The 16,513-nt window shown below is 64.8% G+C and carries 16 protein-coding genes; 6 read left to right on the top strand and 10 right to left on the bottom strand.

The features are described 5' to 3' along the window. Positions 1–97: 97 nt before the first annotated feature. Positions 98–1,618: a sugar ABC transporter ATP-binding protein gene (locus J0I79_RS30190; protein WP_292868147.1), complete on the bottom strand. Its 1,521-nt coding sequence runs from the start codon at positions 1,616–1,618 to the stop codon at positions 98–100. Positions 1,619–1,960: 342 nt separating this feature from the next. Between J0I79_RS30190 and J0I79_RS30185 the strand changes: the two genes are divergently transcribed. The 3 genes from J0I79_RS30185 to J0I79_RS30175 are packed head-to-tail and all read left to right on the top strand — an operon-like array spanning position 1,961 to position 5,145. After that, positions 1,961–3,007 carry a class II aldolase/adducin family protein gene (locus tag J0I79_RS30185; RefSeq protein ID WP_292868144.1) on the top strand — a complete coding sequence of 349 codons (1,047 nt, stop codon included), beginning with the start codon at positions 1,961–1,963 and terminating at the stop codon, positions 3,005–3,007. A 15-nt stretch (positions 3,008–3,022) separates the two neighbouring features. Next, complete coding sequence (locus tag J0I79_RS30180; protein ID WP_292868141.1) at positions 3,023–4,297, top strand: FGGY-family carbohydrate kinase; 1,275 nt, start codon at positions 3,023–3,025, stop codon at positions 4,295–4,297. After that, positions 4,294–5,145, top strand: coding sequence for a TIGR01459 family HAD-type hydrolase (locus J0I79_RS30175; protein WP_292868138.1), 852 nt, complete (start codon positions 4,294–4,296; stop codon positions 5,143–5,145). Before J0I79_RS30180 ends, J0I79_RS30175 begins: the two co-directional genes overlap by 4 nt. Here J0I79_RS30175 and J0I79_RS30170 read toward each other — a convergent pair. Beyond that, positions 5,132–6,097 (bottom strand): sugar-binding transcriptional regulator, encoded by a 966-nt coding sequence (locus J0I79_RS30170; RefSeq protein ID WP_292868135.1) that lies wholly within the window; start codon positions 6,095–6,097, stop codon positions 5,132–5,134. The two genes, J0I79_RS30175 and J0I79_RS30170, sit on opposite strands and share 14 nt — an antisense overlap. A 198-nt stretch (positions 6,098–6,295) precedes the next feature. On the opposite strand from J0I79_RS30170, the gene J0I79_RS30165 reads away from it, so the two are divergent. Beyond that, positions 6,296–7,096, top strand: coding sequence for a hypothetical protein (locus J0I79_RS30165; protein ID WP_292868132.1), 801 nt, complete (start codon positions 6,296–6,298; stop codon positions 7,094–7,096). Positions 7,097–7,138: 42 nt separating this feature from the next. Here J0I79_RS30165 and ptsP read toward each other — a convergent pair whose 3' ends face one another. The 5 genes from ptsP to J0I79_RS30140 all read right to left on the bottom strand — a co-directional run bounded on the left by ptsP (position 7,139) and on the right by J0I79_RS30140 (position 11,975). Further along, positions 7,139–9,121, bottom strand: a complete 1,983-nt coding sequence (gene ptsP / locus J0I79_RS30160) for a phosphoenolpyruvate--protein phosphotransferase (RefSeq protein ID WP_292868129.1) — start codon at positions 9,119–9,121, stop codon at positions 7,139–7,141. A gap of 56 nt (positions 9,122–9,177) precedes the next feature. Next, positions 9,178–9,558 (bottom strand): PTS glucitol/sorbitol transporter subunit IIA, encoded by a 381-nt coding sequence (locus J0I79_RS30155; RefSeq protein ID WP_292868126.1) that lies wholly within the window; start codon positions 9,556–9,558, stop codon positions 9,178–9,180. Between the two features lie 30 nt (positions 9,559–9,588). After that, positions 9,589–10,593: a PTS glucitol/sorbitol transporter subunit IIB gene (locus J0I79_RS30150; protein ID WP_292868123.1), complete on the bottom strand. Its 1,005-nt coding sequence runs from the start codon at positions 10,591–10,593 to the stop codon at positions 9,589–9,591. 16 nt (positions 10,594–10,609) lie between these two features. Beyond that, positions 10,610–11,371 carry a PTS glucitol/sorbitol transporter subunit IIC gene (locus tag J0I79_RS30145; protein ID WP_292868120.1) on the bottom strand — a complete coding sequence of 254 codons (762 nt, stop codon included), beginning with the start codon at positions 11,369–11,371 and terminating at the stop codon, positions 10,610–10,612. Between the two features lie 166 nt (positions 11,372–11,537). After that, on the bottom strand, positions 11,538–11,975 hold the full coding sequence (locus J0I79_RS30140; protein WP_137930697.1) for a transcriptional regulator GutM: 438 nt from the start codon (positions 11,973–11,975) through the stop codon (positions 11,538–11,540). Positions 11,976–12,166: 191 nt separating this feature from the next. On the opposite strand from J0I79_RS30140, the gene J0I79_RS30135 reads away from it, so the two are divergent. Together J0I79_RS30135 and J0I79_RS30130 are read left to right on the top strand one after the other, a co-directional pair. Then, entirely contained in the window at positions 12,167–12,808 is a 642-nt protein-coding gene (locus J0I79_RS30135) for a hypothetical protein (RefSeq protein ID WP_292868116.1), read from the top strand. 92 nt (positions 12,809–12,900) lie between these two features. Next, on the top strand, positions 12,901–13,575 hold the full coding sequence (locus tag J0I79_RS30130) for an HAD family phosphatase (protein ID WP_292868113.1): 675 nt from the start codon (positions 12,901–12,903) through the stop codon (positions 13,573–13,575). Between the two features lie 7 nt (positions 13,576–13,582). Here the strand turns inward: J0I79_RS30130 and J0I79_RS30125 are convergent, their stop codons facing one another. From J0I79_RS30125 to J0I79_RS30115, 3 genes are all read right to left on the bottom strand, one after another. After that, positions 13,583–14,728 (bottom strand): DUF930 domain-containing protein, encoded by a 1,146-nt coding sequence (locus J0I79_RS30125; protein WP_292868111.1) that lies wholly within the window; start codon positions 14,726–14,728, stop codon positions 13,583–13,585. Between the two features lie 60 nt (positions 14,729–14,788). Then, entirely contained in the window at positions 14,789–15,568 is a 780-nt protein-coding gene (locus J0I79_RS30120) for a 5'/3'-nucleotidase SurE (RefSeq protein ID WP_292868108.1), read from the bottom strand. Continuing rightward, on the bottom strand, positions 15,565–16,513 hold a 949-nt coding region (locus J0I79_RS30115), incomplete at its 5' end, for an MBL fold metallo-hydrolase (protein WP_292868106.1). The genes J0I79_RS30120 and J0I79_RS30115, both read right to left, overlap by 4 nt.

Here is a 16,513-nt window from a genome sequence, read left to right as displayed (position 1 = left end):
ATGACGATCTCCTGCCCGTGGCTGGCATAAAGACCGGACAGGCGGGAAGTCACGCCTTTGCGCCTTGCGGCGGAGATCTGGAAATCGCCCGTGGACATCAGGCCGCCTCCGCCTGCTTGCCGGACGCGGTCATCGCCGTGCCGACGCTTTCGGGCGTGGCATCGGCGCGGTCGAGTATCGTGACGAGCCGGCCATTGCTCATCACCAGAACGCGATCGCTCATGCCCAGGATTTCCGGCAGCTCGCTGGAGATCATGATGATCGCCATGCCATTGCGGACCAGTTCCCCCATGATGGCGTGGATTTCCGACTTGGCGCCGACATCCACGCCTCGCGTCGGCTCATCCAGGATGAGAATTTCGGGGCTGGTTTCGAGCCATTTGGCGATCACCACCTTCTGCTGGTTGCCGCCGGACAACTGGCCGACCGGCTGTTCGATACCGCGCGCCCGGATGCCGAATTGCTTCAAGGCCTTCTGCGCCTTCGCCGCCTCTTGCGCGAAGCGGATGAAGATGCCGCTGGCCATCCGGTCGATCGAAGCCATCGACACGTTCTGGCCAATGGTCATTGCCTTGACGAGGCCCTGCAGGCCGCGATCCTCGGGTACATAGGCGATCCCAAGGTCGCGCGCCTGGCGCGGCGAACTGATCCTCACCGGCTTGCCGTGAAGCCTGATCTCTCCGGAAATCGCTGGCGTAAGGCCGAAAAGCGTCAGCGCCAGTTCGGTGCGGCCCGATCCGATAAGCCCGGCGACACCGAGAATTTCTCCACGCCTCAACGCGAAGGAAATGTCCTTCACCTGCTTGCCGCGATTGAGCTTCTCGACATCAAGCACCACGTCGCCGATGACCGGCTCGGTCTTCGGGAAGAGCCGCTCGATCGACCGGCCGACCATCATCGTCACCAGGGAGGGCTCGTCCACCTGCCCGATCGGCCTGGTGCCGACCAGTTCGCCGTCACGTAGCACCGTCACCCTGTCGGCGAGCGCGAAAATCTCCGGCATGCGGTGGCTGACATAGACGATGCCGACACCCCGGTCCCGCAGTTGCCGCACGATTTGCATCAGCCTTTGCACGTCGGCCTCGACAAGCGACGCGGTCGGCTCGTCCATGATCAGGACGCGCGCATCGAGGCTGAGCGCCTTGGCGATCTCGACGCGCTGCCTTTGCGCGACCGACAGCGCCGCCACCTTGGTGTCCACGTCGAGATCCGGCGTATCGAGCGAGTCCAGCAGGACGCGGGTGCGCCGACGGACGGCCTGCCAGTCTATGCCGCCCCAGCGGCGTTTCGGGCAGTGGCCAAGAAAGACATTCTCGGCGACGCTCAGCTCCGGAAACAGCAGAAGTTCCTGGTAGACGGTCGCGATTCCATCCCGCACCGCGTCCTTAGCCGAGCGGAATTTCCTTGCCTGCCCCGCGACCGTCAGGCTGCCGCCATCCGGCACGTAGAGGCCGGACAATATCTTGATCAGCGTCGACTTTCCCGCCCCGTTCTCGCCCATGAGTGCGTGAACTTCACCAAGACGGATGTCGAGATCGACATTCCTGAGGACGGTCACGCCGTTGAAGGTTTTCGTGGCTCCGGAAAGCCGGACATAGGGCTCGGGATCAGCGCTCAACGACCACTCCCGCAGTCTCGAAAGCCGCCGCCCGGGCGCCATGGCCACCCGCTGCGCGCCACACGATCGCAGCCAGCGCTCCATGCGACCCCTGAGGATCACGCATGAATTCCGCGATCGGATACGGACGACCAGGGTCGCTCAAAAATCTCCTCCCATATGCCATTCTGCGACAGCGTTTGATTTAACTTACTCAGAATTTAGTACAACACAAGCCGTCAATGATGACAAAAGATCACCATTGACGAAAGTTACTCGCTTCTGCGATACCAACGTCAATGCATGCCCCGGAACGGGGACATCCAGCCGCGCGTGCGGCATGACCTTTGGAGGAAATGCGCGATGGCGACCCATGCTGATGCGCGGGAAATGGCGGCCCTGCGTGCGCTTTCGGCCGCCATTGGCAGCGACCCGCATATGACGCAGGCAGCGGGCGGCAACACCTCGCTGAAGGCCGGCGACACGCTATGGATCAAGGCGTCCGGCACATGGCTGAAGGACGCGCTCAGCGACGACATCATGGTTCCGGTGGCGATGGCGCCGCTGCTCAAGGCCGTCGAGGAGCGCGATCCTGCCGCCGACAAGCCGCAGCGCTTCGCCATCGAGAACCTCAATCCGCGCGGCCTGCGTCCCTCGATCGAGACCACGGTGCATGCCCTGATGCCGCAGCGCGTGGTTCTGCATGTGCACTGCGTCGACACGATTTCGCTTGCGGTACAGGCCAATGGCGAGACCGAGGTCGCAAGGCGGCTCGGCGGCATCGAATGGGCCTATGTGCCCTATTTCCGGCCGGGGCTGCCTCTTGCGCGCGGCATTGCCGAAAAGCTGCGGCCCGGTGTCGACGTGCTGATCCTCGGCAATCATGGACTGGTCGTCGCCGCCGAAACCGTCATCGACGCGGAGCGTCTCCTGGGCCGCGTCCGCTCGCTGCTGGCGCGCCCTGCCCGGGTGACCGCCGCGCCCGACATCGCGGCCTTGACGAGGCTCGCCGGCGACAGCGCCTATCGCCTGCCCGCGGATGCCGAAGCGCATGCAGTGGCGCTCGATCCGGAAAGCCGACGCTTGGCCGAGGCTGGCAGTCTCTATCCGGACCATGTCATCTTCCTTGGCCAGGGTTCGGTCGTGGCGAGGCCGGGCGAGGATGTAGCCAATGTCATCGCGCGGCTCGGTACGCCTCCCGTGGTGATTCTCTTTCCCGGCGCCGGCGTGCTGATGCGCGGCGATGCCGGTGCCGGCGCCGACGCCATGCAGCGCTGCCTTGCCGACGTGACGGCTCGCGTCGATAGTGCGGCGCGGCTGAACTATCTCACCGCCGCCGAGCATGACGAACTGGTCAACTGGGACGCCGAACAGTATCGCCAGAAGCTCAACGCGACCGGCGCGGCCTAGCAAGGAACGGACGGCATGACGCCACTTGTCGTCGGCATCGACATCGGCACCTCCGGCGCCCGCGCCGTGGCCATGCGGCGGGATTTTTCCATTGCCGGCCAAGCCGCTGTTCGGCTCGACAGGTTCGGCCAGAACCCCCGCCAGCCCCTTATATGGTGGCAGGCGGTCCAGGCGGCGTTGGCGGAGCTTCTTGCGGGCATCGACCGCACCGCTGTCCGCGCCGTCGCCGTGGACGGCACATCAGGCACGCTGCTGCCGGTCGACAGCGCCGGGCGGCCCCTGGCCGAGCCGCTGATGTACAATGACAAAGTGGATGACGCCGATATCCTGGCCATCATCGCCCGCAAGGCCCCGGAAGCGAGTGCCGCCCACGGGGCGACCTCGGGCCTCGCCAAGGCCTTGTGGTTCCAGCAACTGCCCGGCATCGGCCGCATGCTGCATCAGGCCGACTGGATCGCCGGAAACCTGTCCGGACGATTCGATGTCAGCGACGAGAACAATGCGCTCAAGACCGGCTACGACGTCGAGGCACGCCGCTGGCCGGACTGGATCGCCGCCACCGGCATGCGCATGGATCTGCTGCCGCGCATTGTCGAACCGGGCGATGTCACCGGCACCCTGACCGCGACTATGGCGGACCTGTTCGGCCTGTCGCACGACGTGGCCGTGGTCGCCGGCACCACGGATGGCTGCGCCTCGTTCCTGGCAACAGGGGCTGCAGCGGCCGGCGACGGCGTCACGGCGCTGGGATCCTCGCTCACCATCAAGATCCTGTCCGACCGGCCGATCTCGGCGCCGCGCTTCGGTATCTACAGCCACCGGCTGGGCGATATCTGGCTGGCGGGCGGCGCGTCGAACTCCGGCGGCAAGGTCTTGGCTCAGCATTTTCCGCTCGCGCACATCATCGAACTCAGTGCGGCGATCGATCCCACGACCGAGACCGGCCTCGACTATTATCCGCTCGGCACGCCGGGAGAGCGCTTCCCGATCGCCGACCCGGCGCTGCCGCCTCGCCTTTCGCCACGGCCGGCCGACGACGCCGACTACCTCAAGGCGATGCTGGAAGGCATGGCTTCGATCGAGGCGCTCGGCTACGGCAGGCTGGCCGAACTTGGCGCGCCGGCGTTGACATCGGTGAGGAGCGTTGGCGGCGGCGCCGCGAACCCGGCCTGGACTGATATCCGGCAACGCAAGCTCGGCGTCGCTTTCCTGCCCGCATTGTCGGACGAGGCCGCCGCCGGCACCGCGCGGCTGGCGCTGAAGGGCGCGAACAATGCGGGGCTTGCATGAGTGCGAAAGAGATCGAACGCCTGGACGGCATCGGCTTGCTGGCTGAGCGCTATCAGGTTTTCCTGCTCGATCAGTTCGGCGTGCTGCACGATGGCCAGGCCCCCTATCCTGGCGCGGTGGAGGCCCTGTCGGCGCTCAAGCGCGCCGGCAAGACCGTGGTGCTGATTTCCAATTCCGGCAAGCGTGCCAAACCAAACGAGGATCGCTTGCTAAAGCTCGGTTTCGAAGGCGGAAGCTGGGATCACTTTGTTTCGTCCGGCGAGGTGGCTTGGCGACGCTTCGACGGCATGGCGACAGCCGGAGCGCTGCCGCCCGGCACGAAATGTCTGCTGATCAGCCGCGATGGCGATCGCAGCGCGATCGAAGGCCTGCCTTTGACGCTGAGCGAGACGGGCGAGGACGCCGAACTGGTGCTGATCTCGGCCAGCGAGGGCGACCGATACGATCTCGACCATTACCGCCGGCTGCTTGGCCCGGCTGCGGCACGCCGGGTAGCGTGCTTCTGCACCAATCCGGACAAGATCATGCTGACTTCGGTCGGGCCTCGCTTTGGCGCCGGCGAGATCGCCGATCTCTACGAAAGCCTTGGCGGCAGCGTCACCCGCATCGGCAAGCCCTATCCGGCGATCTTCGACGCGGCGCTCGTGCTGGCCGGCGAACCGGACCGTGGCGGCGTGGTCTGCGTCGGCGACAGTGTCGAGCATGACATAGCCGGCGGCAACGGCGCCGGCATCGCGACAGCGCTGGTGCTGGGCGGCATCCTCGCGAACAGGTCGGATCTTGCCGCCGTGTTCGACGAGCACGATGCCTGGCCCGACTACGTCACCGCGTCTTTCAGCTTCCGCTGACCGCCGCCAGCATCCGCTTGGCGCTTTCCTCATCGGTGATCAGGATCGTCGGCGCGATGAGGCTCATGGCGCCCAGCAGCGCCTCGGTCTTCTCCTCGCCGCCGGAGGTGAGAATGCGGATCGGCGCCTTGCGCAGGCGATCGACATCCACCGACATCACGTGGTTGTTGACGGGATGGTCGACCAGATCGCCATTGCGGTCGTAGAAATGAAACAGGAGGTCGCCGACGGCGCCTCGCTCGAGCAAAGCCTCCCGGTCCGCTTCCCGCAGAAAGCCGCCGCGTGAGAAGGTCGTGGCCGAAGCGATGCCGCCGACGCTCAGCAGAACGGCATCGAGCGAATCGGCCATCTCGAAAACCTCCTGCAGGCCGCAGCGTTCGACCAGCGCGATCTTGGTCTCGACGCTGTCGACCACGGCCGGCGTCGGCATCAGATAGCCGTCGCCCTGGAATATCTGCGCGAAGCGCCAGGCGAATTCGGCGGGGTTGACCCGGCGCGCGACGCCGACACCGCCAAGCAGCGAAATCACTTTGAAGTCGGTCAACGATTTGGCGCTGATGAACGGCAAGGTGTGGAATAGCGTGTTGCCCCAGCCGACGCCGACCTGCATGCCGGATTTCATCGCGTCGGACAGGAACATGCCGGTCTTGGCCGCGATGGCCGGGATCGGATCGGCATCCGCAGCCGTGAGCGGCGCGACCAGCGCCTGCTGCAGGCCAAAGGTCTTTTCCAGCGCACGCTCCAGCCGGACGATCTCCAGAAGCTCGCTCTCGATGGTGATCTTCACCTCGTTGCGTGAGCGCGCCTCGGCCAGCATGCGCACGATGGTCACGCGGCCGACGCCGAGCACGTCGGCGATCTCGTTCTGCGTCATTTGCTCGACGAAATACATCCAGGCGGCGCGAATCCGGAGGCGGTCCGTCCGGCTCTCGCTGACGACCTGTTCGGACATTTCTGCCCGATCGTTCTCGCTATCGCTTTGCCGTCGCCTGCCCAATTGTCTCTCTCCCCGCGACGATGGACGAGCCCTCGCCGATTCTCCATGCTGGTCTAATATCGCCTATTGATCTACCAATCGAGAGGAACAATGTAGGGTTGACGGCCGGCGTCCACCGGCCGCGATCAGTAGATGGTTTCGAGGCGATCCGCGATGCTGCGACAAATCTCCGAAGATGTCCGCGTCAACCTGAAGGACCGGTTGCGGGAAGTCCGCGATATCATCCGGCAGAGCCGCCATGACGGCACCGGCGACGCCAGCGTGCTGCGCGAAGCCACCAGCCATCTGCCGCCTTTCCCGGGCAAGGGCATCGAAGACCTGCTCAGCCATGCCGCGAGCGCCGTTGACGAGGCGCTGTCGATCGCCGAATCCTTCGTCCCGCATGAACGCCCGATCAAGGTGGACGGAACGACCGTAAAGGGTCTCGGCACCTATTTCCCGGCCGGCGACGAGGAGCGGCAATTGAGCGCGGAGCGTCTGTTCCGGCGCGACATGTACTATCTGACCAAGGCGGTGCTTGCCGGCCTGAAGATCGACAATGCCCGCATCCATGAGGCCGGCTTCGCCGCCGTCCATGCCGCGATGCGCAAGCGCAACGGCGATCTGCTGGCCGCCCTTACCGCGCCCGGCGCGGGGCTTCGGGAGATTGCGTCGACATGTTCGGCGCTGCTGGTCGAATGCCTGAACCAGCGCCCGGTCCGTTTCGGAGACACGCCGCCGGACGTGGCGGCGATGGGCGACAGGGCGGTCGACATAAGCTGCCTGGCGCCGGTCGTCCTGGCCTGCGGCCTGGCGACCACCGGCCGCGACGGCGCCCCGGAGCCCGATATGCTTGAGATCGCCATACTGGCGGCCGACATCCGCCGCGACCGCATCGTCCAGGCCTGCTGCAAGGCAAGCCCGGCCGATGAACTCACATCTGTCTTCGCGACCTTGCTTGCGCATTTGCCGTAAGGCCTCCAGCGCGTTTCCGGGAAACGGAGCGGCCGTGCGGAGCTACTTCGCGGCCGCCATGGCGGTGATGGTCTTCTTGGCCCGCTGGATCGAGGCCGGGCTCATCGACAGTTCGGTCAGCCCCATGTTGATGAAAATGGGAATAAGGTCCGGCCGGCCGGCCGCCTCACCGCACATGCCGACCATGATACCGGCGGCGACGCCGGCTTTTGCCGTCAGCTCGATCGCCGACATGACAGCCGGATTGGCGACATCGTTGAGCTTGGCCACGGTCGGATTGAGACGGTCGGCCGCCATAATGTACTGGGTCAGGTCGTTGGTGCCGATCGAGAAGAAAGCCACTTCCTTCGCCAGCGCCGGAGCGATCAGCACGGCCGCCGGCGTCTCGATCATCACGCCAAGGTCAAATCCGGCATGCGGTACGCCCTCGGCCTTCAGCTCCGCCGCGCATTCCTCGACCAGCACCCGCGTCTGCCTCACCTCGCCAATGTCGGACACCATCGGCAGCATGACCTTGATGTTGCCGTGCACGGCGGCCCGGAGCAGCGCCCTGAGCTGGCGCTTGAAGATATCGGGACGGTCGAGACACATACGGATGCCGCGCCAGCCCAGGAACGGGTTCTCCTCGTCGGGAAATTCGATGCCGGCGATCGGCTTGTCGCCGCCGATATCGAGCGTGCGAACGATCACGGGGTACGGCGCGAACGCTTTCGCCAGCGCCGCATAGGTCTCGGCCTGCATGTCTTCCGACGGCAGATGCATATGGCGCATGAACAGGAGCTCGGTCCGGAACAGGCCGACGCCCATGGCGCCTGCCTCCTGCGCGGCTTCGATCTCCTCCAGCGAGCCGATATTGGCCGCGACCTCGATTACCTTGCCGTCGGCGAGCTTGGGCGTCACCGTCTTGAAGGCGGCCAGGCCGGCGCGCTCCCTGGCCGCCGCCTCGACGCGGCCGGCAAAATCGGCGTGGACGGCCGCATCGGGATCGACGATCACATGACCGCTGTTGCCGTCGAGCGCGACCTGGCTCGCCACACGCAGCGCGTTGATCTTGTCGCCAAGGCCGAGAACCGCCGGAATGCCGTGCGAACGGGCGATGATGGCGATGTGCGAGGTGGCGCCGCCATGGCCGCACACGACACCGCCGATGCGCTTCAGCGGTGCCCGCGCCAGATCCCAGGCGCCGATGTCGTCGGCGATGAGGATGGCGCCTTGCGGGATGTTTTCGAGGCTGACGTCGTCCTGGCCCAGCAGCACCAGGCAGATTTGCCGCCCGACGGCATGGACGTCGTCGGCGCGTGCGTTGAGATAATGGTCGTCGACGGCGCTAAAGTCCGCGGCGATCGTCGATGCGGCGGTGATGACAGCTGAAACCGCGTCGTTGCCGCCCTTGATCGCCTTCTCGGCTTCGCCGGTCAGGCTGTCGTCCGCCGCGATATCGCGAAGTGCCGCGACGATACCCCGGTCGCCGGCCGACAGGCTGTCCTGCGCCAGCGCCTTGTCCATGCGCGCCTGGACCGCGGCGACCGCCGCGCGGAACCTGTCGATCTCGGCGTCGATCTCCTCCGCCTGCAGCATGCGGCCCTGCCCGGTGATATCAGGCGGGAAATGCGCGAAGGCCGGCCCGATTGCGACGCCCTCGCTTGCAGCCACGCCGCGCAGGCCGTTGGCATGATCGGACGTGGCGGGCGCGGATTGGGGCACGGGTGCGGGCACCGCCTCCTGGCCGGCATCATTCGCAGCGCTCTGCGGCTCTTCGTCGTCGAGGCCGGCCTTGGGGTTTTCGAGATAGCCGATCAGCGCCTCGATCGCCTCGATCGCGTCGGCGCCGTTCGCGCGCACGGTGACTTCCTGGTTTTCCTTGACCGCCAGCAGCATCAGCTTCACCGAGCTCTTGGCGCTGACCGCCTTGCCGTCCTTGACCAGCTCGACGTCGGATTCGAAACCCTTGGCGAGCTTGACGAACCGCGTGGCGGGACGGGCGTGCAGACCTTCATGCACTCTGACGATGGTCGAGCGTTCCATGGCAAATACTCTTGTTATGGGCGCCTCGCCCAGCATAGGCGGCGGCGCGGATGCTGTCAGGCGGCGATTGTGATGATCGCGTCGGTTTTCAAAGCGGCAACGAGCGCTTCGCCGTCGACTTGCGACGCGCAGATCTCGCCTGGCCTCTCGGCCTCGGTGGCGCCGTTGAACGAGATGACGACGTGGCCCATTTCGAGCACCTTGCTCCAGGCGCTGGAGCCCACGGCTGTTATGACAGCTGAAACCGGGCCGATGGTGATCGAAGCGCCCTTGGCGGGCGCTCCGTCACTTGGTCCCTGCTCCGTCTTGTGCAGCACGGAGACTTCGGCGAGTTCCGGCGGCGAGCCATCCGCGAACAGGATGACTACGCCCCCTTCGGCAAGGTCCGCCACTTCGGGTCCTATTGCTGTGACCCGTGTCTTGAGAAGAACCGACATATGGCGAACCTCGTTGTTGTTGTTGGTATTTTAGAACACGATCAGGGAGACGACCCAGGCGATCAGCACCGAGACCGGGCCCATGATCTGGCGGCTGATCAGAACCGCCGGCACGCCGATTTCGATGGTTTTCGGCTTGGCTTCACCGAGCGCCAGGCCGACCGGCACGAAGTCGCAGCCGACCTGGGTGTTGTAGGCAAACAGGGCCGGAAGGGCCATCGCCGGCGAAATCGTGCCGTTGGCGATCTGCGGGCCGATGATGGCGACGCCGATGACCTGCGCGATGACCGCGCCTGGTCCCAGGATGGGCGACAGGAACGGCAGACCGCAGATGGCCGAGATGATCAGCAGGCCGACGATGTTGTTGGCCAGCGGACCCATCGGTTGCGCCAGCACGTCGCCGATACCGGTGTAGAGGATCAGGCCGATGAGCATGGTCACGAAGGCCATGAACGGCAGCACATTCCGGACGACCTGGTCGATGGTGCGGCGGCCGGAATTGAAGAAGATACCGACCACGCGGCCCATGACGCGGCCGATCGAGCTGATCAGGCCGATAAGCCCGCCTTCGCTCGGCAGCGGCTGTGGCGCCGCAGCTGCAGTGTTGTTGTTTGAACTCATCGATGCTGCTCCCCCCGCAGTGGTGACCGCCTCGGATCCGTCCGCCATTGTGACGTTGGCCGGCTTCACGCCCGAAACGTAGATGTCTTCCGTGATGAACTGGGCGAGCGGCCCAGCCTGTCCGACCGGCGTCAGATTGACGGTCGGGATGCGCTTGCGCGGATAGACGCCGCACCGCGCGGTGCCGCCGCAATCGACGACGACGACAGCCATCTCGCTTTCGATCGGCGGCGCCTTGAAGCCGTCGACGGCCGTGGCGCCGGTCATGTCGGCGATGAGCTGGGCCACGGGATGGATGCCGCCGCCGGTGACGGAGACGACCTTGTCGCGCTGCGCGGTCGGCTCGATCACGAGCGGGCCGCCCCAGCCGCTGGTGCCCCGGGAGATTTTTACGGCTTTAAAAGTCTTGGCCATGATGTCCTCCCCGCCCTTAGAGCTCGACGCCCTGGCGGCGTGCCATGATGGCGGTGATGCGCTCGGTCAGGATGCCCTTGAGCAGGATGACGACGAGGCCGACGATGGCGTACCAGATCGCCACCTTGACGTGGTAACCGGCAACGACGACGCCCTTCTTTTCCAGTTCCAGCAGCGCCACGAGGATGCCGCCCCAGACGAAGTATTCGCCGGGGTTGATGTGCGGGAACAGGCCGAGCGGCGGATGCACGTAGGACACGGCGGCGTCATAGAAAGCGGGCTTGTGCTTTTCTTCCAGGAACGAGCCGAACGTGTAGGCCATCGGGTTGGTCAGGAAGAAAACCGCCAGCAGCGGCAGCAGCGTATAGCGCGTCAGCGCGATCCTGCCGGCGCCGCGCGCCAGGCCATGCACACGCTCTTCACCGACCAGCTCGGTGACGGCGTAGAAGGCGGTCATCAGCACGACCAGCGTCGGGATGATGCCGGTGACGAAGCCGGCGAACACTTCGCCGCCCTTCTGGAAGATGCCGATGAAGTACTTGCCGATGGCGGTCAGCCAGCCGAGCTGTTCCTCCTGCTGGACGTCCTTCAGCTTTTCCTTGAACTGGTCGACGGTGATCGGCCCGCTGTCGGCCTGAGCCAGAACAACGAGATGATCGGAAGCATGCTCAACGGCGAGCTTGCCATGCAATGCAGCATCCGAAACCATGGTACCGGCGACATGCAGATTGTGCACGGCCAGGTCGGCATGCTGCGCCAACAACGAAAATACAGACATTTCTCCTCCTTATGCCGCCCGCCGGTTGATCCCAGTCGGTGCGCGGCGTCCTCTAGAGCATGATGCCGAAAAGTGTGAATCGGCTTTCGGACGACATCATGCTCTAACCCTTTGATTTAGAAGCGGATTCAGATTTCAGGTCGAACAGACCCGAAATCATCCGTCTCTAGGCCCTTGCTACATTCAAACCGGACAGGCCCGGCTTCTTCCCCGGCTCCGACCGTGCTTTGTCGATCTGTTCGATCGCCCGCTTCACGGCCTCGGCCACACCGGGTTCCCCCTCCCCCATGATCGCAGGGTTGGACCGGAGTCGATCGAGGGAAACCCCCTCGAATTCTTGAAATCTCTTGAACTTGGTGAAGACGGAACGGCCGCTCATCACCATCATGCGGCGCACGATCAGGTCAGGCGTCACCACGACGAGCGCGATGGTGCCCTTGGCCAAGCGACCGCGAAAATTGCCGGCTCCGACGAAGCCATCCTTGTACTGGTCGGTCACGCCCCGGAAGACATCCGAATAATGCCGCATCTGCAGCCAGACGCCGAGCGATTGCAGCGCCCACACAATAACCAGCAGAAGCAGTGCCCACTGCCAGATCGCCATCCAGATATCCTCCCGAAGCCTGCGTTGAACCCGCACCTTGGACCGATGCGCGACAACAGCAAAGTGAGAACATTTGTTTCCGCGAATGTCAATATGTATGATATTGGGGTCATACACAGTCATCCACAGCCCTTGCGCGGATTTCGGTGAGACCATGGCTGTGCTAGCCTGTCTGAAACGGGATGTGAGAAATGGAACTGCCCTTCAGGGATGAACTGGCCCTTATGCCCGATCTGCGGCATCGCCTGCGGCAGTTGCGCTGGTTCCGCGCCACGTTCCGCGGCAGCGCCAAGGTGGTCTCGGATACGTTCGGCGTGCGTTTCGAGATCGACGAAGCCCGGCTCACGAGGGCCTTTCTCGACTGGGTTGAGATCATGGAAGCGCAGAAGCGCTTCGCAGCGATCGATCGCGCCGACTTCATCGTCTTCGCCGCCGGGCTGGTGCTGCGCGAACTGATCAAGCAGGCGCCGGCCAGGGAAATCTCCGGCCTGACAGGGCTTATCGAAACGGGAGAGAACGCCGGCACACTGGACATCATTCGCTTCTGGCCAGAGGGCTTCCTCTACACGAACTACTGCGTCTCCGTGATTTCGGCGATCCACGAGCAGGAATTCGGCTCGGCGCCCGGCATCGACAAATGCGCCGACGACCTGCGCACCTGGTGGTCCTATCGCGAGAACGTCACCGAGATGCCGGCCTATGCCGTGGCTTTCCTCGATCGCTTCCTGGGCGCCGAACCCAACTGGATCACGCCCGACCGCGCCCAGTCGCGCCAGGCCATGCAACGGGCGCTCGGATCGGCCCGCGCCAGCGACGCGCTGCGCCAGCTTTAGCCTTCACGCCTCTCCTCGTACGGTTCCCGCTATTGAACATTTGACTTTTTATCGATAGCGATGTGCGAAAATTCAAGGCTGGAGAGACGCGCGTGACGCAATCTAGGTCCATTATTTTCGATTGCGACGGCGTCCTCGTCGACAGCGAGCCCCTGGCCGCCAGGGCCTATGAGCGCGTCTATGAAAAGCACGGCATGCCCGGTGTCCACAGCGGCATCATCGCCCAGTGCATCGGCATGAAGCAGGCCGACATCATCATCAAAATCAAGGAGTTGACCGGCCACCAGTTTCCCGCCGCCGCAGACGGCGACATCTGGGCCGAGACCAAGGCTGTCTTCTCCGAAGAGCTGAAGCCGACGCCGGGCATCGCCGCCTTCCTTGCCACGCTTGCCGGCGACCGCTGCGTTGCCTCGTCATCCTCCGTCGAGCGCATCAACCACAGCCTCGCCGTCACCGGACTGGCGCGGTTTTTCGGCGACGCGATCTACAGCTCCTCCATGGTCAAGAACGGCAAGCCGGCGCCCGACATCTTCCTCTTCGCGGCGGCCAGGATGGGCGCCGACCCTGCCGACTGCATCGTGATCGAGGATTCGCCCTTCGGCATCCAGGGCGCGGTCGCTGCCGGCATGACGGCGATCGGCTACACCGGCGGCGGCCACACCTATGCCGAACATGGTGCGAGGCTGAAGGCAGCCGGCGCTGATTTCATCTGCGCCGACTGGCATGAGATCAGCCGGCAATTGGCCGGGCTCGGCGTCCCGGCCTAGGAAGGAACTAGAGAGGGTGACCCGGCGGCCATTCGCCGCGCGGTATCTCGGAACCGACACGGAAACTGAACGACAGGACCCTGGTCGCATCGGAATCGACCTCGCAGCGGAAGCTCAGCCTGTACCATGTGGTTCTCGTGCTGAAGGCGGCCTCCGCGGGGCTGAGAACATTACCTGTCTTCAACGGAATGGTCGGCAGCCATTTGGGTGAATAATCGGCGCCCTGCAATTCGGTGTCCAGTACGTTGGCGCAGAGATTGGCTATGCGGCGGTCGCGAGGCACGCCGTCCATGGAACTGGTGGCCATCGCATCTCCGGTTGCGCCCTGCGAGAAAAGCTTTCGAACGCCCGGAAGCCCGCCATAAACTGGCGATCCTCCTGCCGCCGTGTCCGTGGAATCGGGTGCCGAGGGGCTGGTCACCCTGGATTTCGAGGACTTGGGCTTCGATGGTTTTGCATTCGCGGTTGAGAACTTCATCGATCTTAGAGGTTTGGGCTTTGCCTTCTCGGGCGCCGGCTTGGCGACAGTCTCCGCCGGTGACGGCTTGGGCGTCTCCGCCGCCTGCTTTTCAGCGGGTTGAGGTGCGGGCTCCTGCTTGTCGGCCGGTTTATCGGTATTATCGGGCGGCTGCTTTTCTTCGTCCGGCGTGGGCTTGGTCTCCGTCTCGGGGGGTTTTGCGTCGGCCTTGTCCGGTTCGGTTTGCTGCGGGGGAGGCGCCGGCGCCGCCGCGGGCTTGTTCTCCTCGGCTTTTGGCATGGCAGGGGTCTTCGGGCTGTCATCCTTGGCCGGCGGCGGCACATTGGCTTGCGCACTGCCGCCATCGAGAGACTTCTTGGGCCCGGTATCCTTGGCGCCATACTGAAAGACGCGTTTGAGCGCCTCACCGTCCGGCGGCTTGCGCTCTTCCGGCGGTTTTTCGGGCTTGGGCTCCGGCGGCTTTTCGGCCTTCGTCTCCGGTTTGGGCGGAGGGGGTTTCGGTTTTGGCTGCTCCGGCGGAGGCACCAGCGCCACATTCAGGGGCTGCTCCTCCTGCGGGGGTTCGGGAAGCGTGGGCAGGCCATAGTTCAGGAACGCCAGGATGAGGACGTGCAGGATCAGCGATGCGGGAATGCCCCACAGCAGATACCGCCGTTCTCTTGCCTCGTCCGTCATGCCGACCGATGTGGAATGAAATAACGGCAGCTTCAAGCATTGCGAGCGATTTCAGGCGATTTAGCCGCTGACAGCTTGGTGATGATCTCGCCGGGGCTGAGCCAGGATCCCGTCGACAAACCGCTCATCGAGCCGCGTTTCCCCAAACCAGTTCAGCCGGTTGATGCTGACCAGGCCCGCATCGATCACGGCGTTTTCGTCGCCCTGCCGGCTGGCATGAGCTCGCCCGCGCGGCACGGTGATGACGGTGCGGTCGCCATCGCTTTCAACGATCTGCGCGGTTCGGCCGATCTTGTCGCGGCCGATGACCGGTTGCCGGATTTGAGCCGGCAGTGCCGTCGGCAGGTTGACGCTCAGCCAATGCCCCTCGGCAACCCAATCGGCGCGCGATTGCCACAGCGAGGCGATCAGGGCGCCGAGCCATCCGTCGTCGGCATCGGTGAAATCAGGATTCTTGACCCGGGAGAAGCCGATGGCGGGAACGCCCCAGAAGGCAGCTTCCCGGGCAATGCCGAGCGTGCCGGAATAGGCGAGGTCTTCCGCAACGTTACGGCCGTCATTGACACCGGACAGCACGAGGTCCGGCTTCTTCGCCTCGGCGAACAGCCATGTCATCGCGCTCACCACGCAATCGGCCGGCGTGCCGGAGCAGGAATACCAGTTCGGCCTGACGCGCCGCATCGTCAAAGGCCGCGCGATCGTCAGCGACGAGCCGGCGGCGGTGCGCTTGCCGTCGGGCGCGACCACCCAGACATCATCGCTCAAACCGTGGGCGGCGTTGACCAGACGGGCCAGTCCCGGCGCTTCAATGCCATCGTCGTTACAGACCAGGATTCTCATTGTTTGCTCCCTTGCGGCAGCGCGATGCGCTGGCCTGTACGAGATTTCGTGAGCAGCGACGGAATATGGTTCTTCAGGTCATCAAGCAGTTCGGGCGCACAGGAATGCCCCAGCGCCGTCGGCCGGCCGGCTTTCTCCCAGATGCCGACATTGCCCGACAGTGTCGGGTGCGTCGGCATGCGCACCCAATCCGCCTGGCCGGCCCTGTGCATCAGGTCGCCCGGGGAGCCCGAAGGCAGGTGCCCGGTGAGCAAAACCGGATAGCCCGCTCCCCCCGCGCGCGGCAAGAGCCGCGACGACGGGCCGGCTTCGCCCATGCCGTCATCGGCCAGCAAGGGCAATGCCGGCAAGGCCTCGCCATCGGACCAATCGGCGGCATCCGACAGGCGGCAGCGCAGGAGGTTCGAAACGCCCGGCAGCAGGGATGCCGAAGCGTCGATCTGCGCCTCCAGCGACGGGCGCATGCCGGCATGGATGGCGAACGGCCCGGCCAAGGCCGCGATCAGTTCCAGCGACCTGCCGGACAGGGGCGTCGGCAGCAGACACCCCTGCGGATGCCGGGCCACCCATTCGGAAATCTGCCGCGCCCGCGCGGCGCCCGGAACCGGGTCGGCGCCATAGGACGCGTCGAGGATGAGAAGATCGCAGTGCGGGATCGTATCCATGACGAACACGTTGCTGTCCGGCACCACATCGGCCGAATAGGCGACGCGGCTCTCGCCGTCGTCGACGGCAAACCAGACGCCGCCGACGACATGCCCCGACCGCCCGGTCCTGATCGTAAGATTGCCGCTTTTCAGCACATCGCCGGGCTCGAACAGTTCGATACGGTCTTCAGGAAAGGGAAATCGGCCAAGGTCTCCGGCATCGGCATAGGCGGCCAGCGTGGCCGGGGCCTCGTTGCGGGTCTCCGCCGTCATGAAGATCGGGCCGGCATAGCCGCGC

Origin of the sequence: Mesorhizobium sp., from assembly GCF_017306585.1 — a bacterium.
Classification (GTDB): domain Bacteria; phylum Pseudomonadota; class Alphaproteobacteria; order Rhizobiales; family Rhizobiaceae; genus Mesorhizobium.
The sequence above is the reverse complement of the archived record's forward strand: the minus strand, read 5'-3'. Positions and strand labels throughout refer to the sequence as shown.